Here is a 19,108-nt window from a genome sequence, read left to right as displayed (position 1 = left end):
CAGATGCAGATCGCCCATCAATCCATCGGCCCGACGCAGGCTCCCTACGTGATCGCCGAGCTGTCGGCCAACCACAACGGCAACCTGGATCGCGCATTGGCCATCATGACCGCCGCCAAGGAGGCCGGGGCCAGCGCGGTCAAGCTGCAGACCTATAGGCCCGACACCATCACCCTCAACAGTGACAGGCCCGAGTTCCAGATCCACGGCGGCCTCTGGGATGGTCACAACCTGTACGACCTCTACCAGTGGGCGCACACCCCCTGGGAGTGGCACCAAGCGCTGTTTGCCAAGGGGCGGGAGCTGGGACTGACGGTATTCAGCAGTCCGTTCGACTTCAGCGCGGTGGATCTGCTGGAATCCCTTAACTGTCCGGCCTACAAGATCGCCTCCTTCGAGCTGGTGGACCTGCCCCTCATCCGCTATGCCGCCCAGACCGGCAAGCCGCTCATCATGTCCACCGGCATGGCGAACGAGGCCGAGATCGCCGCCGCGGTCGAGATGGCACTCAAGCACGGCAACGGCCAGCTGGCCCTGCTGCACTGCGTCAGCGGCTATCCGGCGCCGGCCGCCGAATACAACCTGCGTACCATCCCTATGTTGCGCCAGCGCTTCGGGGTCGAGGTGGGGCTCTCCGATCACACCCTGGGATCGGCCACGGCCATCGCCGCCACCGCGCTCGGGGCCACCCTCATCGAGAAACACTTCACCCTGGCCCGCGCCGACGGCGGGCCGGATTGCGCCTTCTCCATGGAACCGGCCGAACTCACCGAGCTGGTGGCCTCGGTCAATACCGCCCATGCCGCCCTCGGGGTGGCCGATTACCAGCTCACCGCCAGTGAACAGGGCAACCGCGCGTTTCGCCGCTCCCTCTATCTGGTCAAGGAGATGGCCGCCGGCGAGGTGCTCACCGCAGAGCACATCAAGTCGGTGCGCCCCGCCCTCGGCCTGCCCCCGGCCGATTACGATCGGCTCATCGGCAAGCGGGTCAACCGCAGCCTGAGTGCCAATCAACCGCTGAGCTGGGAGTGGATAGACAAGGATGAGTGATGATCTCTTCAACCAGCACGGCAGGCTCATCAGTCAGCGCTGGCCCGCCCTCTGGCCCCGCCTGCTGGCACAGGACGTGGAAAGCCTGCCGGCCGAGCTGACCGAGGGGCTCGGCTCCACCCTCAGCCTCCACGGCATCCAGCTCACCAGCCGGCACGATCGGGTGAAAGAGGCCGAACTGCAGGCCGCCAGCCTGCCCGAGCAAGCTGTGCTGCACCTCTACGGCACCGGGCTCGGCGATCTGCCGCGCGCCCTGCTGGGGCGCAGCAGCCTCAAGCGGCTGGAAGTGAAGATCATGAATGGCGCCCTGTTTGCCCTGGTGCTGCGGCTGCTGGACCAGCAGGACTGGCTGACGGACCCCAGGGTCGAGCTGATGATGGCCGGCGACGAGGGGGAGGTGCGGCTGCCCTTCTTCGCCCTGCCGCCCGAGCTGCTGCTGGTGGAGGATGCCGCCGCCCGCATCCGCGACCGGCTGGTGAGTGAAATAGACTTGCCGTTCGCCCGGGCCAGGTTCGACGCCGAACACCCCGACGTCACCCGGCGGCTGGCCGAAAACCGTGAACTGGTGGCCGGAGACGGCGACGTAGCCTCCCTGTTCGGTCTGGCCCAGGGCAAGCAGGCGCTGATCGTGGCGAGCGGCCCGACCCTGCAGCACAACCTGGCCACCCTGCAGGCCCAGTTGCAGAGCCGTCGGCAGGACTACCTGCTGATCAGCGTCGATACCGCGCTGGCGTTTTTGCTTGGCCACGGCATCCGGCCCGACATCGTCGTCACCATAGATGACGCCATCCACGGCAACCGGCTACCCGCCGCCCAGTCGGCCCAGACCACCCTGGTCTATTACCCCACGGTTCCCACGGCAGCCCTGCTGGCCTGGCAGGGGCCGCGCAAGACCGCCTACTCTCGCAGCCCCATGTATCAACAACTGCGACAGACGCTCCCCAAGGGCGTGCTGCACTCGGGCGGCAGCGTCATTCATCCCGCCGTGGATCTCGCCGTGCAGATGGGTTGCCGCCAGGTCATCCTGCTGGGCACCGACTTCGCCTTTCCCGGCGAGCTCACCCACTCTGGCTGGGCCGACGGTGCGCTCGGCCCCAGCGCCGCGCTGGCGCTCAGCTGGACCCTCGACGGCCATGGCCGGCGGGTCAAGACCAATCCGAACTTTTCCGCCTACCGCACCGAGCTCGAGCGCTACATAGCGCGCCACCCCGAGGTGCAGTTCTGGAACTGCAGCAGGGAGGGAGCAGAGATCGCCGGCTGCCACTATCACCCGGAGTACGTGCAATGAAAAACGGCCAGATCACCCGCCTCACCGCCCTGGCGCACCAGTTTCGGCTGGGGCAGTCGGTCGCCGCGAGTCAGGCATTGCCGGAGCTGCTGCAAGAGGTGCTCACCGAACAGGGCAACCTGCCACCGGGACTGGTGGCTGCCCTGCTGCAGTGCCAGGAGCGCCAGGACTGGCTGGGGCTGGCCGACTACCTCGAATATGAAGTGGTGCACTGCCTGTCGACCCCGGCCGGCGACACCCCCACAGGAGACCATTGATGATCAAGGCCATGTCCAACGCCTCCGAGCAAGAGCTGTCACGCCGCCAGACCTTCAGCGAGTTGCTGCACGCCAGCCCATTGCCTGCAGCCGAGCTACAGAACAACCTGGGCCTCTACCTCAAGCGCCAGTCGCTCTCCCGCATCCTGTTCATGCACGAGCTGTATCAGAAGATCGTGCCGGTCCACGGCGTCATCATGGATTTCGGCACCCGCTGGGGTCAGAACCTGGCGCTCTTCTCCTCGTTTCGCGGCATGTATGAGCCTTACAACTACAACCGCAAACTGGTGGGGTTCGATACCTTCAGCGGCTTCCCTTCCCACGCCCCGCAAGATGGCAGCGACGCCGCCATCCAGCCCGGCGCCTACGGGGTAACGCCGGGCTACGAGCAGCATCTGGCCCAACTGCTCACAGCCCATGAGGCGGAAAGTCCTCTGGACCATATCGTCAAACATGAGCTGGTGAAGGGGGATGTGACCGAGACGCTGCCGGCCTATCTGGCTCGTCAGCCGGAGACCATGGTTGCGCTGGCCTATTTTGACTTTGATCTCTACGAGCCGACCCGCCGCTGCCTCGAGCTCATCAAGCCGCACCTGACCAAGGGATCTGTGCTGGCATTCGATGAGCTCAACTGGCCCGCCTTTCCGGGGGAGACTCTGGCCCTCAAGGAGGTGCTGGGGCTGGATCGCTACGCCATCCGCCGCACCCCGCACAACCCGGGCCCGGCCTATCTGGTGATCGAGTAGTCCGGTTACGGGCTGAGGCGACGCAGCAGCCCGGCATCCAGCAGCATCCGCGCCAGCGGCTCCACCCGCCAGAATGGCGCCCCTATGGTCTCGGCAATCTCGAACAGGGTCAGCTTGCCGTCGCTGTAGGCCAGCAGATTCATCATCTCCCGCACCCGCCAGCCCGAATAGCGGGTCGACAAATCCGGGTAGAGCCCCCGCTTGCCGAGCTGAGGCTCGCCCAGCACGGTGACCTCGCAGCGCTCGTCCAGCTCCAGACACTCGATGGCCCGGCGCAGCGCCATGAAGCCACCGGCCAGACCGGCCGGCGTCACCAGCGAGAGGTCATCGAGCGAGGTGTGGTACTCGGCATAACAGCCGTATCGACTGCGCATCACCGAGGTGACCGGCAGATCGATGCCGGGCGCGCACAGCTGCCGCTCGTTGGAGCCACGCTCCAGAAAGCTGTAAGCCTTGTAGCCCGGCGCCAGATGACCGAGCACATGGCGACCGATGCGATCCGCCAGCGTGTTGCCCTGGCGGGAAGGCAGGAAGGAGTAGCCGCGGTCATCGCCAAGACAGGTCAGGTTGAACCCGGCCAGAGTGTGCTGCTTGAGCTGGTCCAGATGGCGAGAGAGATAGACGATGGCCCCCAGGGTTTCGGGCACCAGCATCAGCCGGTAGCTGTAGCGACGTGTGGGCAGTGACGCCAGCCAGGCCATCAGGAAGACGCCGACGCAGGGGCCGGAGAGCTCGTTGTTGGCCATGGAGGGGTGGCAGGTGTAGCTCGACAGCAGGATCTCCTGCTCGCTCTCCCCCGGCAGCACCCAGTCGCCATAGGTGAGCGAACCCGGGGCCAGGGTGGCATCGATCACCACCTGATATTCTCCCTCCGGCAGCGCCTCTCGCAGCCGATGGGGCAGACAGAAGCCCCAGCGGCGCTTGTAGTAGGAGGTCACATAGGGAATGGCATCCGGCTGCTCGGGCATAGAGTGAAGATGGGGTTGCAGCTCGGCCAGCGAGAGGGTGCAGCGCACCGGCTCCGAGTAGCCGACCAGATGCAGATTGTGATCCTGGAAATCCACCACCCTGCGTCCATCCGGCCCCACTATGTAGGCCTCCCGCACGTTCCACTCGTCAGGCACGGTCCAGTCGAAGCACTCGGTGCCGCTGGCTACTTCATGGATCTGCAGCTCGGGCAGGCAGTGCTCGCGCCACAGGGCCAGCGACTGCCGAACCCCGTCCCCGGTCAGGCTGCGGTTGAGCGGAAACAACAGGGTGAGCAGCCGATGCAGCTGTTCACCGACTTGTGCCTGGTCGTCCCAGTCGGTGGGCAGATAGCCGCTCTTGGGTGAAAAACTCATGGGGTGGGTGCCTCGATCAATTCGACAATGTGGCCAAGGGGGCTCAGGAAAAACTGGACGTGGGCGCCGCCAAACGCGATGGCCGGCTGGCTGGGCCCGAGGGGCAGGTGGCGCTGTGTGCGCAGCCGTTCGGCACTCTCCTGCAGGTTGCTCACCCGATAGGCAAGGTGGTTGATAACGTTGCGCCGGGTCTTGAGCACCTGAGCGACCGGGCTCTCCTCGCCGGCCGGGGCGACCAGCTCGTAGCAGAGACCATGATCGTCGTGCGCGAACTGCACCCAGACCCGTTGCAGCGGATCTTCCACCGCCGCCGAGAAGCGGCTCAGCCCCAGCACGTCGCAGCAATAGGCCACCCCGCTCGCCAGGTCCGGCACCACCAGTCCGATGTGATCAAACTGCATGGGACTCTCCTCCCGCCCGGATCAGGGCGTATGGGGCCGCCGCCAGCAACTCGCCGGCAGCCAGGATGAAGTCGCGGCACGATACCGCCCAGACCGGCACCCGCTGGCACAGCGTCTGGCGCCAGACGCCCCGCTCCTGCAGCAGGGCCACCAGCCGGGAGAGATCGATTTCGCTGGCCAGCGACAGGTCGCGCACATAGTAATCCGCCTGCCACTCCCGCACCTGGCCGTCGACGCGCACCTGGCCCGCAAACATCTTGTGATAGCGGTAGGGGACGGCCAGCCGCTGCTCCACGTAGTGGGTGAAGGTGATGCGGTCGGGGTGGCAACCCAGCCCCAGCAGCCAGCCGTCCTGCTCCGCCAGCCAGCCGAACGGGCTCTCCTGACCGAAACAGTCGTGACACTCCCGGGCCACCAGCGCAGGCCCCTGCGGGCCGCTGATTGCCATGCTGAAGACGGGATCCCGCGTGCGCACCACCCCTTCGCGCTGGCGGAACAGCTCCGTCATCAAGCCCACCTTGCTCGGGGTCTGCGCAGGGTCGAAGCACTCGTCCGCCATCGGGCTGTAACTGAAGGTCGGCACCAGCAGGTGCCCGCCCAGCCACTGCTCGAGGCATGTCCAGAAGGCCGCGATACCCGCGGCGTTGCCCATGCCGGCAAACTGGGCCACCACCATGGCATCCGAGTGCACCATCAGGGCGCCGCCTCTGGGGATCCCCAGCTCGGTCAGCGCCTGCTCGAGCGCCTGTTTCAAACGGCAACCCCTTTACTCTGCAAGGCTTGCTGGATGTCGGCCAGGCTCTTCAACTCGGCCAGCTCCTGCGGCTCGAACCGCACGGCATAGTGCTGCTCGACCAACAACAGCAGGTTGAAGTGCCCCAGAGAGTCCCACTCGGGAAAGCTGCCGAGGGCAGATTGTGCGTTGATGCTGGCCTGGGGGAACTGCTGGTGTGCCAGCGCGATAAGGTCATTCATTGGCATAAAACTCCAAAAACGGGAGAGAAAGAGAGCAGAGATCCAGACTGAGGAACAGCTCGTCCGCCAGCGGCAGCAACCCCGCTGGAGTGGTTATCGGCCGGGTTGGCAGGCTCGCCAGAAAATCCCGTGCCGGCTGGTTGCGGGTGGTGGCAACCAGGCTGATGACCAGCTCGGTCACGCCTTGCGCCCGCAGATGGTTGGCCAGTTGCGCCAGCAGCCAGTATTCGAAACCGCGCCCCAGCACCCGGCAGCTGATGGCCAGGGTATCCAGCAGCGCCCTGCCCTCATCGAGCGGGCGCACCACCAGCAGCGCCGTCATGCCGTGATCGGCGAATCTGTCTCGCAGGCCGGCCAGCCAGACGTAGCCCCCCTCGGCGGCCAGCCGGGCCAGCTCCGCCGCCTGATAGCGGCGGCCGGAGAGGTTGAACTGATTGGTCTTCTGGCTGAGCTGTTCGGCTCGCAACTGGTTGCCCGGGGAGAGCATCTGCCAGTCGGCCTGCAACGCCAATTGCCGCAGGAAGGCGTGCTCGTCGCCCAGTTGCCGGCGCACCGCCTCGGCCTCGGCCTGGGCCTGATAGGAGTGCTGCCGCAGGCCGTCATCCCGGCTCTGGTGGCGACTGCACAGGGCCGGCAGCGTCAGCAGGACATCCGGCCAGCTCCAGAGATCGGCCGGCGGGGTAATCACCAGCACCTCGGGGCAGTTGGCCCGCACCTCGGCTCGCTCCAGCTCGCTGTCATCCCAGAAGACCAGGCTGTCCAGCCCGACATTGAGGCGGGCTGCCAGCCGCTGCAGCCCCTGGGATTTGGGCTCCCAGCCGATTTCGGCGGCGGCGATCTGCGCCCGTGTCAGCACCATGCCCGGATGCTCGTCAAACAGCCGCCACACATCGTCCGCCAGATTCTTGGAGCAGAGCGCCAGCACTATGCCCTGCCCGTGCCAGTGGCTGGCCGCCTGCTGGAAGGCCTGGTAGAGCCGGCCCATCCCGTCCTGTCCCAGCAGGACGCCGCCGACACCGTCTTCACCGACCACGCCGCCCCACAGGGTATTGTCGCAGTCGAGCACCAACACCTTGTGGGCGGGTCGCTGCAACCGCTGCAGCAAGGGAAGCATCCACTGCGCCAGGCTGGCCAGACCGGCCATGGAGAAGGGGCAGGACATCAGATAGAGGTTACGCCGGTCGAAGCAGTGCTGGTGGCCATGCTGCTGCAGCCAGAGCGGCAGATGCAGGTCGTCCAGGCCGGGTTGCTGCAGGCGCAGGCGGGCCATCTGCTGCTCGAACGCACTGGCCAGCGCGGCGAGCACGGCAGGGGCCGGGCCATAGACACAGAGCGGGGCATGGCTGCAGGCCCCCACCAGCAGGTGATCCTGCGGGCGGCGCTGCAGATGCTGCAACAGAGGCTGGCAGAGCGCGTCGACGAAGGCGGCGACCGCCAGTTGCTGATCGTCCTGCGCCAGACGGCCCCACTCCTGCAGGGTCCGGGCAGGCACCAGATCTTCCCACAACCAGATGATGATGTGGGTCCCGGCCGCAGCCTCGGCGCCCTGGTTCATCAGGGTCTGCAACCACTGGCCATGGGGGGCCACCTGCACTTCGCCGTATTCAGCCAGGGGGCGCCAGGCGAGGTTGCCCGGCATCAAGAACGAACTGCCACTGAGATGAAGCATGGTCATGACCTTCCCCCTGCACTACCGGGACCATCCCGGCAACCGAAAAATGGGATGATCGTGTTTGATCTTCATGAAAAACAAAAGCTTTTTTGGCCGTATTCAGTAGTTGATGCTGACGTAGGGCACCTCCTCCACCTGCCACAGCTGCTTGAGGTAGACAGTCAGCACGAAGAAGAAGTTGGCCAGCAGGTTGGCGAAACGATAGAGGATGGGGTCGAAGCGCACCCCGCTCTCCTCCAGCCGCACCAGCAGCCGCACCACCTTCTTGCTGCCGCAGCGGCACAGATGCAGGGTCGGGATCGGCTGCGGCCCTTGCGGCAGCACGAAACCGGTCACCCGGCCGCGGCTCGCCTCGTTGTAGTGATCGTAACGCCCCTTCAGCCACGCCAGATCCTCCTCGAAGATGCCGAGCCTGCCGCGCACCGAGCCGTTGAGGTTGTAGATAAGCCGCTGCAGCGCCGCGAGATCCGCCTGCATGGGCTCAATCTCGGCATCCGGAGTCAGGTGTGACAACACGGCGCCCACCTGGCAGCAGAGCTCGTCAGTGGCGATCTCGTAGTCACACTGGAACTGGGTCTCGAAGATGAAGGGGTAGCAAAGCTCGCGCTTGTCTCTGGGCTTTTTCGGGTTCATGGGCTGGCCGGATCGGGAAAAAGGCCAGTTTGCCAGCCCCCGCAGGAGCTGGCAAACGGCCGGTCATGGTCCTTCTCAATCCAAAACGGTTCAAACGCTCTTGCTGCTGGCATCCGTCGCCGGCTGGAACTGGCCGATCATCCGCAGCGCATCCAGCATCCGCTGGTTGAAGCTGGTGAAACTGCCCACCTGGGCCGGATCGCTCTGGCCACGGGCCGCCAGTACCGCCGGCGTCAGCGCCTGCTGCTGGGATGCAGGCAGCAGGGCATCCGCCTGCTGCTGCACCTGATCCAGCTTGGGCAGGTAGTCGGCCAGCGGCTTGAGCATCTCCTGCAGGGAGTGCGCCCCCTGATAGGTCTGGCTCAGCTTGAGGCTCTGCTTGAGCTTGAGCGAATAGGAGGCCAGCTGGCTGTCATCCAGCTTCAGCTCGCCCGCCTTCTTCAACAGGTCGTCGAAATTGCCGGAGAAAAAGTTGCCGGCCAGATCGTCGATCCCCTTGACCAGCTTGCCGATGGAATCCATCTCCTCGCTGCTCAGGTTGCCCTCCAGCGAGAAGCTGAAGCTCTGGCTCGACTTGAGGCTGAACTGGCTGCCGCTGTCATCCTTCTGGGACTTGGTCTGCCAGCTGTCGTTGAAGCGCAGCACCACCTTGTCACCATCCTTGGTCTGGATCTCCAGCGAGCCCTGCTGGCGGCTGGCCATCTCGGCCTGCCCCATATCAGTGGTGGAGACCTTGCCGAAGAACTCCTTCTCGAACTGATCGAGCCCCTCCTGGATCAGCTTGTAGCTCTGATCCATGCCGGTCTTGATGTCTTCGTTGTCTGCCCAGTCGCCGAGCTGCTTTCTGGCGTCGCCAAAGCCCTTGTCCACCCCCTTGCGGGCCTGCTCCATCATGCCGGTCAGGCTGTCGTCCGACTTGCCGTCGGCCCGGGCAGCTCCCAGCCGGCCGGTGACGAACTGCAGCACGTTGTCGGCCACCGACTGGAAGTCAAACAGGGTATCCGGGGTCACCGCCTCCGGCTGATCCTGTGCCTTGGGCGCCTTGTAGCCCTGGCCGTTGATCTCCAGCGCGAACTGCAGCGCCTGCTGCACCAGCACCTGCGCCCATTTCGGCGCCTTGTGCAACGAGACTTCATCCTCGTTGTTGGTCTGCTTTGATTCCGCCTGCTGGGGCGATTTGGGAGCAACACCCACTCCCTTGGGTTGGGCCGCGCCCACTCCGTCGATCTGCATAATGTGTCCTCCCACCATGCCTGTAGATCAGCTATCGGCCTGACTGCACACTTCTTGACCACAAAATGCTGGACAATCCGCAGCGGCCTTTTAAAATCGGGCCCCTTTGGGTGGCCGCAGGCTTCCCCCGATTTCGTCCCGGCCAGACCGGTGTGCATGTGAGGTAAATCATGACCCAATCCCAGCAGGTTTCCGCCGACCCGGCGCCCCTTCGAACCCCGGCCGACTACCAGGCCCAGCTCGACGAGAAGCGCGAGCGCCTCTGCGGGTTGTTTGCCGACTTCACCCTGCCTGCGCTGGAAGTGCACGCCTCCCCCGCCGAACACTACCGGATGCGCGCCGAGTTTCGCATCTGGCACGACGGTGACGACCTGTACCACTGCATGTATGCGCCGGCCACCAAGGAGATCATCCGGGTCGACCAGTTCCCCACCGCCAGCCGCCTCATCAACCAGCTGATGCCGGTGCTGCTGGAAGGGCTGCGCCCGCACCCCGTACTGCGCCGCAAGCTGTTCCAGATCGATTACCTCTCCACCCAGTCCGGCCAGATCTGCGTCAGCCTGCTCTATCACCGCAAGCTGGAGAGCGAGTGGCAGCAGGCCGCCGAGGCGCTGCAGGCCGACCTGCGGGCCAAGGGGTTCGAGCTGCAGCTGATTGGCCGCGCCCACAAGCAGAAGATCTGCCTGGGGGAGGAGTTCGTCATCGAACGGTTGAATGTGCAAGGGCGCGAGCTGATCTACAAGCAGGTGGAAAACAGCTTCACCCAACCCAACGCCGCTATCAACGAACAGATGCTGGGCTGGGCGCTGGACGTGACCAGGGGGAGCGAGGGCGACCTGCTGGAGCTCTACTGCGGCAACGGCAACTTCTCCATCGCCCTGGCGCAGAACTTTAGCAAGGTGCTGGCCACCGAGATCGCCAAGCCGAGCGTGGACTCCGCCCAGTTCAACATCGCCGCCAACGGCGTCGACAACCTGATCATCCTGCGCATGTCGGCCGAGGAGTTCACCATGGCGATGCGCGGCGAGCGGGAGTTCAACCGCCTCAAGGGGGTCGATCTCTCCGCCTACCAGTGCAACACCATCTTCGTCGACCCGCCCAGGGCCGGCCTCGACGACGCCACCGTCAAGCTGGTGCAAGATTACGACAACATCCTCTACATCTCCTGCAACCCCGAGACCCTGCAGGCCAACATGGCGGTGCTCGGCGACACCCACGAGATCGCCCGCTTCGCCCTGTTCGATCAGTTCCCCTGGACTCACCATATGGAAGCCGGCGTCTATCTCAAGCGCAAGGCGGGTTGATGCCGCCAGGGCAGAGCCCCCGCTCGACCAGCAAGACAAGACAGGGCCCGCGGGCCCTGTTTGATTATTTATCCCAGTGCATGGGGCGGCCGGAGCCGCTATGCTGGCGGCACGCGCATCCGCGCCACAGTCTGGGTGTCATGCCACCATGCAACGCATTCTTTTTGTTGAAGATGATCCCGAGATAGGCCAGCTCATCAGCAGCTGGCTGGCCCGCCACGACATGGAAGTGCTGCTGGAGCCGAGGGGCGATCTGGCGCTGGCCAGGGTCGAGGCCGAGCAGCCGGACCTGGTGCTGCTCGACATCATGCTGCCGGGTCAGGATGGTCTCTCCCTGTGCCGGGATTTGCGCCCGCGCTTTGCCGGCCCCATCGTCATGCTCACTTCGCTCGACAGCGACATGAACCAGATCCTGAGCCTGGAGCTGGGGGCCAACGACTACATCCTCAAGACCACGCCGCCCCCCGTGCTGCTGGCCCGGCTGCGGGTCCAGTTCCGCCAGCAGGGGCAACAGGCCCCGCAACCCGTGGTCGCCGGTACGCCGCCCCAGCGCCTGCAGTTCGGCCGGTTGCAGATCGACGGGCCGGGCCGGGATGTGCGCCTCGATGGCGACAGCATCCCCCTCTCCACCGCCGATTTCGATCTCCTGTGGGAGCTGGCCTGCCACGCCGGCCAGATCCTGGGGCGGGAGGCGCTGTTTCGCAGCCTGCGCGGCCGTGACTACGACGGCCAGGATCGCAGCATGGACGTGGCCATCTCCCGTCTGCGCCGCAAGCTGGGGGACGACACCAGCAACCCGACCCGCATCAAGACGGTGCGCCAGAAGGGTTATCTACTGGTACCCCACGCCTGGGAATAAGCCCCGCCGAATGACCTTGATGCTCTCTGCTCCCTTATCCCCTTGCGGGAGAAGGGTTGGGGATGAGGGGGCAACAAGGCAATGCCCAGACGTAATCCAGGCAAGAGGAGAGCCCGATGCGACGCCTGTTTATCCAGTTCTATCTGCTGCTGATCGGCTGTTTCACCCTAGCCATCCTGCTGGTCGGCATGGTCTATCAGGTCACCGCCGAGCGGGCGGGAGATCGCTATCTGGAGCGGATGATGCAGGGCTCTCTCGGCCTGCTCACCGGCGAGCTGGCCCGCTTGCCGGCCGAACACTGGCCCGCCCGCATGGCGGAGCAGAGCCGCCAGCTCACCCTGCCGCTGCAGATCGGCGCCCTCGCCAACCAGCCGCTGGCCAGCGAGGATCAGGCCTTCCTGGAGGCCGGCAACATCGTCATCGTCGAGGAGGATGACACCTTCCTGCAGCGCATTCCGGGCACCGATCAGGTGCTGATCGTCGGCCCCGTCCCCTATCTCTCCTACCTGCACGAGCTGCACTGGGTCGACGTGGGACTGCTGCTGGCCATCGGTCTCTCGCTGGGGCTGCCGATCCTGCTCTGGCTGCGCCCGCACTGGCGCGGCCTGCAGCAGCTCGAACAGACCGCCCGTCGGGTCGGCGACGGCGATCTCTCCTGCCGCACCCGCTTGCCCCCCGGCAGCAGCCTGGGTCGGGTCGGCCGCACCTTCGACCAGATGACCGAGCAGCTGCAGGCCATGCTGGCCAGCCGCAAGCAGCTGACCGACGCCATCGCCCACGAGCTGCGCACCCCGCTGGTGCGGCTGCGCTACCGGCTCGCCATGCTGGATCCCGCCCCCTCGGCCGAGGAGCAGCAGGGACTGGAGCGGGATCTCGGCGCGCTGGACGCCCTCATCGAGGAGATGCTCACCTACGCCAGGCTCGATCGCCCCGAGCTGCCGCTGCAGTGCAGCGAGCTGGAGCTCGGCAGCTGGGCCGGCAGCCGCCTCGCCGACTGGCAGGCGCTGCGACCGGACAAACGGCTCGACTTTGTGCGCCCGGCCATGGCCCTGCCCTGGCGCGGCGACATCCGCCTGCTCGATCGAGCGCTGGAGAACCTCATCGGCAACGCCCTGCGCCACGCCGCCGGCCGGGTCACCCTCAGCATGGCGCGCCAGCAGGATCACTATCTGCTGGAGGTGGCCGACGACGGTGCCGGCATCGATCCTGCATTGGCACCGCAGATCTTCGAGCCCTTCGTGCGGCTGGATCAGAGCCGGGACCGACGCACCGGCGGTGCCGGGCTGGGGCTGGCCATAGTGCGCAGCATCGCCCGCCATCACGGCGGCGAGGTGCAGCTGTTGCCAAGCAGCAGCGGTGCCCGTTTCTGCCTGATGCTGCCTGTACATTTGGATACAAACCGTCACCAGTCACTCACTGAACCACAGGTCGAACAGCCCTAGGATGAAGTCATGGAGAAACGCTCCATGTCATCAACCCGAATGAGGAACTGGAATATGAACAAGCTGATCCCCCTGAGCCTGGCTGCTGTCTTCGCCCTGACCTCCGGCTTCACCATGGCTGCCACCCCGACCAAGGCTGCCGCTCCCCAGGCTACCCAGACCAAGGTCGTGAAAAAACACCACAAGGCTGCCCACGCCAAGGCGCCGGCCGTCAAGGTTGCTCCCAAGACCAAGTAATCGACCAGCAAGCTTCCCGTAATGAAAAGGGGCCCCGAGATGGGGCCCCTTCTGTTTTCTGCGCGCTTGCCGTGACTCAACCCTGCATGTAGTCGGCCGGCAGGGCGATGCGGGCGACACCGGATTCCACCGCTGCCAGCGCCACGGCGCGGGCGACGCGCGGCAGCAGACGGGCATCCATCGGCTTGGGAATGACGTAGTCCTTGCCGAAGGCGAGCTCGCTCACGCCGGCGGCGGTCAACACCTCGGCCGGTACCGGCTCCTTGGCCAGACCACGGATCGCCTCGACCGCCGCAATCTTCATGGCATCGTTGATGCGGCTGGCACGGGCGTCGAGAGCGCCGCGGAAGATGAAGGGGAAGCAGAGCACGTTGTTGATCTGGTTCGGGTAGTCGGAGCGACCGGTACCCATGATGAGGTCACCACGTACCCCGTGGGCCAGCGCCGGCTTGATCTCGGGGTCCGGGTTGGAGCAGGCGAAGATCACCGGGTTGGCGGCCATCAGCGCCACCGCCTCGGCAGGCAGCACGTCCGGGCCGGAGACGCCGACGAACACGTCAGCCCCGTCCATCACCTCCATCAGGGTGCGCAGAGGGGTGTCGTTGGCGAAGCGCTGCTTGTACTGGTTCAGATCGGTGCGACCGCTGTGGATCACGCCCTGACGGTCCAGCATGAAGATGTTGTGGGGCTTGGCGCCACACTTGATCAGCAGGTCCATGCAGGCGGTGGCGGCGGCGCCGGCACCCATGCAGACGATGCGGCTGTCGCCAATCTGCTTGCCCTGCACTTCCAGCGCGTTGAGCAGGCCGGCGGCGGTGACGATGGCGGTGCCGTGCTGGTCATCGTGGAACACCGGGATGTCGCAGCGCTCGATCAGCGCCTGTTCAATCTCGAAGCACTCGGGGGCCTTGATGTCTTCCAGGTTGATGCCACCGAAGGTGTCGGCGATGGCGGCGACCGTGTCGATGAACTGGGTGCTGGTGTCGTGCTTCACCTCGATGTCGATGGCGTCGATGCCGGCAAAGCGCTTGAACAGCAGGGCCTTGCCCTCCATCACTGGCTTGGAGGCCAGCGGGCCCAGATTGCCCAGCCCCAGAATGGCGGTGCCGTTGGAGATGACGGCCACCAGATTGCCCTTGCCGGTATAACGGTAGGCATCGGCCGGGTTGGCGGCGATCTCGCGCACCGGCTCGGCGACGCCCGGGCTGTAGGCCAGTGCCAGGTCGCGGGCGGTCTCGGCGGGCTTGGTGAGGGCGATGGCGATTTTGCCCGGCACGGGCTGGGCGTGATAGTCGAGTGCCTGTTGGCGGAGATCGTGCTGCTGATCGGACATGGGGGACCCCGATACGGTAGTGAATGAGTGGTGCATTGGCTCGCCCACGGGCGAGGGCTGGGGATCATAAAGAAAACCACCGGGCTTTCACAGAGGAAAGTATCGCCAACCCGCCAATGACAAGCCAGTAATCAGCATGTCATACCACCCACCAATACCTATTTAGTTATAGATATGGTTTCAATCCATGACGGGGATTCCCGCCCTGGCCTCCGCCTTCCGGGCGATCGCCTCCGTCATTCCTTGGAAGATGAAGAGGTGGAACGGCAGCATGGCGAGCCAGTAGGCCAGCCCCCAGGCCCCCTGCGGATGCCAGTGGGCCGTCACCTTGAGCCGGGTCAGCCCCGACTCCTCCGGCAGTATGTTGAACTCCAGCCGGCCGACACCGGGGGCCCGCATGTTGAACAGCAGATCCAGCCTACGCCCCTCGTCCACCCCGAGGATCTGCCAGGAGTCCAGCATGTCCCCCTTCACGAAGCGATCCGGGTTGGTGCGCCCACGGGTCAGGGCCGGGCCGCCGATCAGGTGATCCATCCATTCACGCACCACCCACAGCTGGTTCATGTAGAAGTAGCGCTGCTCGCCCCCCAGCTGCTGCAGTACCTGCCACACCACCTCGGGCGAGGCGAGGCAGATGGCATCGCCGCTGGCGGTGCGGTCATAGAAGCCGTACTCGGGATGGCGCCAGCGCAGGCCGAGCGGGGTCTCCTCCCCCTGCTGTTCGGCGCCGAGCCGCTGCTCCAGAGAGAGGCTCTCCGCCAGCGCCTCGTCGAAGCTGAGTAGGGTTTGCGGCAGCAGGGCCCGCAACGAGCCGTCATCGGCCGGGATGTCGTGCTTGAGGCCGCCCACCAGCGCCTTGGCCACAGGTTGCGGTACCGAGGTGACGAACTGCAGCCACCAGGCGGAGAGGCGCGGGCTCAGGAAGGGGATGGGAATGATGGGGCAGCGCTTGCCGATATGGGCGGCAAACTTCTGCAACTGCTGCTGGTAGCTGAGCAGTTCGGGACCGGCGGCGTTGAAGATCTGGCCGTCCACCCCGTCGGCCTCCACCAGCCCGCCCAGATAGTGCAACAGGTTGGACAGTGCAATTGGCGGCGTGCGCGAGCGCACCCACTTGGGGGTCACCATCAGCGGCAGGTTGAACACCAGATCCCGCATCACCTCAAACGCCGCCGAGCCGGGGCCAATGATGATGCCGGCGCGCAGCTCCACCGTCGGCACGCCGGCCCCCCGAAACAGCTCGCCACAGTGACGGCGGGAGTTGAGATGGCGGCTGTTGCAGGGCTCGGGCTGGATGGCGCCGAGATAGATGATGCGGCGCACCCCGGCGGCGCGGGCGGCGGCGGCGAAGTTCTTCACCCCCTGCTGCTCCAGCCGGTGAAAGTCTGCCCCCGCTCCCATGGCATGCACCAGATAGAAGACGGTGTCGATGCCCGCCAGCGCAGGCAACAGGGTGATGGGCTTGAGGCTGTCGGCGAGGCGAAACTCCACCCCGGGCGGCAGCCGGCAGGGGCGCCGCGCCCCGGCAATCACCCGATAACCCAGCTCCTGCAGATGGGGCACCAGGTAAGAACCTATGTAACCCGCCGCCCCCATCACCAGACAATTCCTCATTCACTCGCTCCTGCTCTGCATCCCTCGTCAACCACACCACCATAGGGCAAAGCGGGCCCTGACAGAACGCCGACCAATAAAAAAGGCGCCCATCGGGCGCCTTTTTCAGAATTCTTCAGAAGTAAAATTACTTCTTGGTGGTCATCGCACCGAAACGCTTGTTGAACTTGTCTACGCGGCCGCCGCTAGAAACTTCTTTCTGCTTGCCGGTGTAGAACGGGTGGCACTCGGAGCACACGTCCAGGTTCAGATCTTTACCAACGGTAGAGAAAGTGTTGATGACGTTACCGCAAGAGCACTTGGCGGTGATGGCTACGTAGTCAGGGTGGATACCAGCTTTCATGGACAACCTCAAAGTAATAGGCCGTGTCGCCATCCGATCTTCTGTCGGACACCACACGATTGTTGAACACAGTTTCAAAGGCTGCGAATAATATAGGAAATGCCTGAGATCAGGCAAGTGGCTTCGCAGAAAAAATAGGCAATCTCTGGTGAATTCTTCCCAAACGCTGGATCTGGTTCGTGTGGCTGTGCCGGTGCCGTTACGCCGTCATTTCGACTATCTCTCCCCCCTGCCCTTGCCTGCCCCCGGCTGCCGGGTCGAGATCCCGTTCGGCCCGCAAACCTTGGTCGGACTGGTGGTGGATCACCCGGCCGAGAGCCAGGTACCGCGCAACAAGCTCAAACCCATCAAGCGGGTATTGGACGCAGCGCCGGTGCTGGGGCCGGATATTCTGGCGCTGATGAACTGGAGTGCCAGCTATTACCAGCATCCACTGGGGGAGGTACTGCCCCACGCCCTGCCGGTGCTGGTGCGCAAGGGGGAGCCCGCCGCCTATCGCGAGCTGGAGTTCTGGTTTGCCACCGAGGCCGGCATGGCCATAGATCTCAACGAGCTCAAGCGGGCGGCCAAGCAGCAGCAGGCCCTCGCCTTGCTGCGCAAGGGGCCGCAGACCCCCTCCGCCCTCAAGCAGGAGGAGATCCAGAGTGCAGCACTCAGCGCACTGGAGAAGAAGGGGCTGCTGGAGAAGCGCTCGCTGGAGCCGAGCCATGAGGGTGACTGGGCCGCCCGCTTCGAGCCGGGCGAGGGGCTGCGTCTCAACGGTGAGCAGGCGCTGGCGGTCTCCGCCGTCACCAGCCAGAGCGACAGGTTCGGCGCCTTTTTGCTGGACGGCATCACCGGCTCCGGCAAGACCGAGGTCTACCTGAGCATCCTCGAGCCCCTGCTCAAGGCGGGCAAGCAGGCGCTGGTGATGGTGCCGGAGATAGGCCTCACCCCACAGACCATCAACCGCTTTCGCCGCCGCTTCAACGTGCCCGTGGTGGCGATGAACTCGGCCATGAACGATCGGGAGCGGCTCGACGCCTGGCTGGCCTGCCGCGACGGCGGTGCCGCCATCCTGATCGGCACCCGCTCCGCGGTGTTCACCCCGTTTCACGACCTCGGCATCATCATCATCGACGAGGAGCACGACGGCTCCTTCAAACAGCAGGACGGCTTTCGTTACCACGCGCGGGATCTGGCGGTGATGCGGGCCCATCGCGCCGGCATCCCGATCCTGCTGGGCTCGGCCACCCCGTCGCTGGAGACGCTGCACAACGCCCGCAGCGGCAAGTATCACCACCTCAGCCTGACCCGGCGCGCCGGCAACGCCCAGACCGCCCGCCAGGTGATCCTGGACATCAAGAACGTGCGGCTGCAGGCCGGCCTCTCACCCCAGCTGGAGCAGCTGATGGCAGAACATCTGGCGGCCGGCAACCAGGTGATGCTGTTCCTCAACCGTCGTGGCTATGCCCCGGCCCTCATCTGCCACCAGTGCGGCTGGAGCGCCGCCTGCGAGCGCTGCGATGCCTGGTACACCTGGCACCAAGCCGGGCGACGGCTGCACTGCCACCACTGCGACAGTGTGCGCCCCCTGCCCCACCACTGCCCCGAGTGTGGCAGCGTTGATCTGATCGGATCCGGGGTCGGCACCGAACAGCTGGAGCAGCTGCTCGGCACCGTTTTCCCGCAATATCCGGTGGTACGCATCGATCGAGACAACACCCGGCGCAAGGGGGAGCTGGAGACCCACCTCGGCGACATCAAGGCGGGCAAGTACAAGATCCTGATCGGCACCCAGATGCTGGCCAAGGGCCACCACTTCCCGGATGTGACACTGGTAGGGCTGCTGGATGTGGATGGCGCCCTGTTCAGCGCCGATTTTCGCGCCGCCGAAAAGCTGGCCCAGCTCTATACCCAGGTAGCGGGCCGTGCCGGTCGCGCCAGCAAGCCGGGGCTGGTGGTATTGCAGAGCCACCATCCGGAACACGCCCTGCTGCAGGATCTGACCCAGAATGGCTACGGCCATTTCGCCGACACGGCGCTGAAGGAGCGCCGCCTGCTGGGGCTGCCCCCGTTCAGCTATCAGGGGCTGTTTCGGGCCGAGGCCAACGGCCGCGACGAGGTGCAGCTGTTCCTCGCCCGCCTCGCCGACACCCTGCGCAGCGCCCGCTACCCACATGTGCAGGTGCTGGGGCCCATCAGCGGCTTTATGGAACGCAAGGCGGGCAAGTTTCGCATGCAGTTGCTGGTGCAGGGGCCAAACCGGGCGCCACTGGCCCAGCTGCTGGATTGGGCGGTGAAGGAGCTGGAGGGGTGGCCCGAGACCAAGCGGGTACGCTGGAGCCTCGACATAGACCCCACCGAGCTGAATTGAGTCAGGTGCTGGTTGCTGAGGG

At 65.3% G+C, this 19,108-nt stretch carries 19 protein-coding genes; 9 read left to right on the top strand and 10 right to left on the bottom strand.

Annotated features, from left to right (window positions below; translation table 11 throughout):
- The first annotated feature begins 3 nt into the window (after window positions 1-3).
- Genes pseI through BN1143_RS06505 form a run of 4 tightly spaced genes read left to right on the top strand, consistent with a single transcriptional unit; the run spans window position 4 to window position 3,341 of the window.
- Window positions 4-1,050 carry a pseudaminic acid synthase gene (gene pseI / locus BN1143_RS06520; RefSeq protein WP_042050052.1) on the top strand — a complete coding sequence of 349 codons (1,047 nt, stop codon included), beginning with the start codon at window positions 4-6 and terminating at the stop codon, window positions 1,048-1,050.
- Window positions 1,043-2,338, top strand: a complete 1,296-nt coding sequence (locus tag BN1143_RS06515) for a motility associated factor glycosyltransferase family protein (protein ID WP_042050051.1) — start codon at window positions 1,043-1,045, stop codon at window positions 2,336-2,338. The genes pseI and BN1143_RS06515 overlap by 8 nt, the downstream gene beginning before the upstream one ends.
- Entirely contained in the window at window positions 2,335-2,595 is a 261-nt protein-coding gene (locus BN1143_RS06510) for a hypothetical protein (protein ID WP_042005608.1), read from the top strand. Before BN1143_RS06515 ends, BN1143_RS06510 begins: the two co-directional genes overlap by 4 nt.
- Window positions 2,595-3,341, top strand: coding sequence for a crotonobetainyl-CoA--carnitine CoA-transferase (locus tag BN1143_RS06505; protein WP_042050050.1), 747 nt, complete (start codon window positions 2,595-2,597; stop codon window positions 3,339-3,341). Before BN1143_RS06510 ends, BN1143_RS06505 begins: the two co-directional genes overlap by 1 nt.
- Before the next feature lie 5 nt (window positions 3,342-3,346).
- On the opposite strand, the gene BN1143_RS06500 is transcribed toward BN1143_RS06505, so the two are convergent.
- The 7 genes from BN1143_RS06500 to BN1143_RS06470 form a co-directional block, all read right to left on the bottom strand.
- On the bottom strand, window positions 3,347-4,684 hold the full coding sequence (locus BN1143_RS06500) for a DUF4910 domain-containing protein (protein ID WP_042050049.1): 1,338 nt from the start codon (window positions 4,682-4,684) through the stop codon (window positions 3,347-3,349).
- Window positions 4,681-5,085, bottom strand: coding sequence for a VOC family protein (locus BN1143_RS06495; protein WP_042050048.1), 405 nt, complete (start codon window positions 5,083-5,085; stop codon window positions 4,681-4,683). The genes BN1143_RS06500 and BN1143_RS06495 overlap by 4 nt, the downstream gene beginning before the upstream one ends.
- A complete protein-coding gene (locus BN1143_RS06490) occupies window positions 5,075-5,839 on the bottom strand; it encodes an AAC(3) family N-acetyltransferase (protein ID WP_042050047.1) in 765 nt (254 codons plus the stop codon). The genes BN1143_RS06495 and BN1143_RS06490 overlap by 11 nt, the downstream gene beginning before the upstream one ends.
- Window positions 5,836-6,060 (bottom strand): acyl carrier protein, encoded by a 225-nt coding sequence (locus BN1143_RS06485; protein WP_005306755.1) that lies wholly within the window; start codon window positions 6,058-6,060, stop codon window positions 5,836-5,838. Before BN1143_RS06485 ends, BN1143_RS06490 begins: the two co-directional genes overlap by 4 nt.
- A complete protein-coding gene (locus tag BN1143_RS06480) occupies window positions 6,053-7,735 on the bottom strand; it encodes an HAD-IIIC family phosphatase (RefSeq protein ID WP_042050045.1) in 1,683 nt (560 codons plus the stop codon). Before BN1143_RS06480 ends, BN1143_RS06485 begins: the two co-directional genes overlap by 8 nt.
- A 96-nt stretch (window positions 7,736-7,831) precedes the next feature.
- Window positions 7,832-8,365: an ATP--cob(I)alamin adenosyltransferase gene (locus BN1143_RS06475; RefSeq protein WP_042050044.1), complete on the bottom strand. Its 534-nt coding sequence runs from the start codon at window positions 8,363-8,365 to the stop codon at window positions 7,832-7,834.
- Window positions 8,366-8,455: 90 nt separating this feature from the next.
- The gene (locus tag BN1143_RS06470; RefSeq protein WP_042050043.1) at window positions 8,456-9,598 is read right to left on the bottom strand and encodes a DUF5610 domain-containing protein; all 1,143 of its coding nucleotides are present in this window, start codon (window positions 9,596-9,598) and stop codon (window positions 8,456-8,458) included.
- A 170-nt stretch (window positions 9,599-9,768) separates the two neighbouring features.
- Between BN1143_RS06470 and trmA the strand changes: the two genes are divergently transcribed.
- The 4 genes from trmA (at window position 9,769) to BN1143_RS06450 (ending at window position 13,440) form a co-directional block, all read left to right on the top strand.
- Window positions 9,769-10,902: a tRNA (uridine(54)-C5)-methyltransferase TrmA gene (gene trmA, locus BN1143_RS06465; protein ID WP_042050042.1), complete on the top strand. Its 1,134-nt coding sequence runs from the start codon at window positions 9,769-9,771 to the stop codon at window positions 10,900-10,902.
- Between the two features lie 148 nt (window positions 10,903-11,050).
- Window positions 11,051-11,761: a two-component system response regulator RstA gene (gene rstA / locus BN1143_RS06460; RefSeq protein WP_042050134.1), complete on the top strand. Its 711-nt coding sequence runs from the start codon at window positions 11,051-11,053 to the stop codon at window positions 11,759-11,761.
- A 116-nt stretch (window positions 11,762-11,877) separates the two neighbouring features.
- A complete protein-coding gene (gene rstB / locus BN1143_RS06455; RefSeq protein WP_017784236.1) occupies window positions 11,878-13,203 on the top strand; it encodes a two-component system sensor histidine kinase RstB in 1,326 nt (441 codons plus the stop codon).
- A gap of 54 nt (window positions 13,204-13,257) precedes the next feature.
- Window positions 13,258-13,440 carry a hypothetical protein gene (locus tag BN1143_RS06450; protein ID WP_010635722.1) on the top strand — a complete coding sequence of 61 codons (183 nt, stop codon included), beginning with the start codon at window positions 13,258-13,260 and terminating at the stop codon, window positions 13,438-13,440.
- Between the two features lie 76 nt (window positions 13,441-13,516).
- Here the strand turns inward: BN1143_RS06450 and BN1143_RS06445 are convergent, their stop codons facing one another.
- The 3 genes from BN1143_RS06445 to rpmE all read right to left on the bottom strand — a co-directional run bounded on the left by BN1143_RS06445 (window position 13,517) and on the right by rpmE (window position 16,730).
- Window positions 13,517-14,773, bottom strand: coding sequence for a malic enzyme-like NAD(P)-binding protein (locus tag BN1143_RS06445; RefSeq protein WP_019840331.1), 1,257 nt, complete (start codon window positions 14,771-14,773; stop codon window positions 13,517-13,519).
- 180 nt (window positions 14,774-14,953) lie between these two features.
- Entirely contained in the window at window positions 14,954-16,387 is a 1,434-nt protein-coding gene (locus BN1143_RS06440; protein WP_042050041.1) for a DUF2867 domain-containing protein, read from the bottom strand.
- 127 nt (window positions 16,388-16,514) lie between these two features.
- The gene (gene rpmE / locus BN1143_RS06435; RefSeq protein WP_005306787.1) at window positions 16,515-16,730 is read right to left on the bottom strand and encodes a 50S ribosomal protein L31; all 216 of its coding nucleotides are present in this window, start codon (window positions 16,728-16,730) and stop codon (window positions 16,515-16,517) included.
- A 148-nt stretch (window positions 16,731-16,878) separates the two neighbouring features.
- Here rpmE and priA point away from each other — a divergent pair, with 148 nt between their 5' ends.
- The gene (gene priA / locus BN1143_RS06430) at window positions 16,879-19,086 is read left to right on the top strand and encodes a primosomal protein N' (protein ID WP_082038460.1); all 2,208 of its coding nucleotides are present in this window, start codon (window positions 16,879-16,881) and stop codon (window positions 19,084-19,086) included.
- The last annotated feature ends 22 nt before the right edge of the window (window positions 19,087-19,108 follow it).

Origin of the sequence: Aeromonas dhakensis (assembly GCF_000820305.1) — a bacterium.
Classification (GTDB): Bacteria; Pseudomonadota; Gammaproteobacteria; order Enterobacterales; family Aeromonadaceae; genus Aeromonas; species Aeromonas dhakensis.
This window is presented reverse-complemented; position numbering and strand designations above follow the sequence as displayed.

Excerpts from the sequence above, each read along its gene's own strand:
- rstB (WP_017784236.1), top strand. The coding sequence starts at position 11,878 with ATGCGACGCCTGTTTATCCAGTTCTATCTGCTGCTGATCGGCTGTTTC.
- BN1143_RS06440 (WP_042050041.1), bottom strand. The coding sequence starts at position 16,387 with ATGAGGAATTGTCTGGTGATGGGGGCGGCGGGTTACATAGGTTCTTAC.
- BN1143_RS06500 (WP_042050049.1), bottom strand. The coding sequence starts at position 4,684 with ATGAGTTTTTCACCCAAGAGCGGCTATCTGCCCACCGACTGGGACGAC.
- BN1143_RS06470 (WP_042050043.1), bottom strand. The coding sequence starts at position 9,598 with ATGCAGATCGACGGAGTGGGCGCGGCCCAACCCAAGGGAGTGGGTGTT.
- BN1143_RS06495 (WP_042050048.1), bottom strand. The coding sequence starts at position 5,085 with ATGCAGTTTGATCACATCGGACTGGTGGTGCCGGACCTGGCGAGCGGG.
- BN1143_RS06505 (WP_042050050.1), top strand. The coding sequence starts at position 2,595 with ATGATCAAGGCCATGTCCAACGCCTCCGAGCAAGAGCTGTCACGCCGC.
- BN1143_RS06485 (WP_005306755.1), bottom strand. The coding sequence starts at position 6,060 with ATGAATGACCTTATCGCGCTGGCACACCAGCAGTTCCCCCAGGCCAGC.
- BN1143_RS06475 (WP_042050044.1), bottom strand. The coding sequence starts at position 8,365 with ATGAACCCGAAAAAGCCCAGAGACAAGCGCGAGCTTTGCTACCCCTTC.
- trmA (WP_042050042.1), top strand. The coding sequence starts at position 9,769 with ATGACCCAATCCCAGCAGGTTTCCGCCGACCCGGCGCCCCTTCGAACC.
- pseI (WP_042050052.1), top strand. The coding sequence starts at position 4 with ATGCAGATCGCCCATCAATCCATCGGCCCGACGCAGGCTCCCTACGTG.
- BN1143_RS06515 (WP_042050051.1), top strand. The coding sequence starts at position 1,043 with ATGAGTGATGATCTCTTCAACCAGCACGGCAGGCTCATCAGTCAGCGC.
- BN1143_RS06480 (WP_042050045.1), bottom strand. The coding sequence starts at position 7,735 with ATGACCATGCTTCATCTCAGTGGCAGTTCGTTCTTGATGCCGGGCAAC.
- BN1143_RS06510 (WP_042005608.1), top strand. The coding sequence starts at position 2,335 with ATGAAAAACGGCCAGATCACCCGCCTCACCGCCCTGGCGCACCAGTTT.
- BN1143_RS06445 (WP_019840331.1), bottom strand. The coding sequence starts at position 14,773 with ATGTCCGATCAGCAGCACGATCTCCGCCAACAGGCACTCGACTATCAC.
- rstA (WP_042050134.1), top strand. The coding sequence starts at position 11,051 with ATGCAACGCATTCTTTTTGTTGAAGATGATCCCGAGATAGGCCAGCTC.
- rpmE (WP_005306787.1), bottom strand. The coding sequence starts at position 16,730 with ATGAAAGCTGGTATCCACCCTGACTACGTAGCCATCACCGCCAAGTGC.
- BN1143_RS06450 (WP_010635722.1), top strand. The coding sequence starts at position 13,258 with ATGAACAAGCTGATCCCCCTGAGCCTGGCTGCTGTCTTCGCCCTGACC.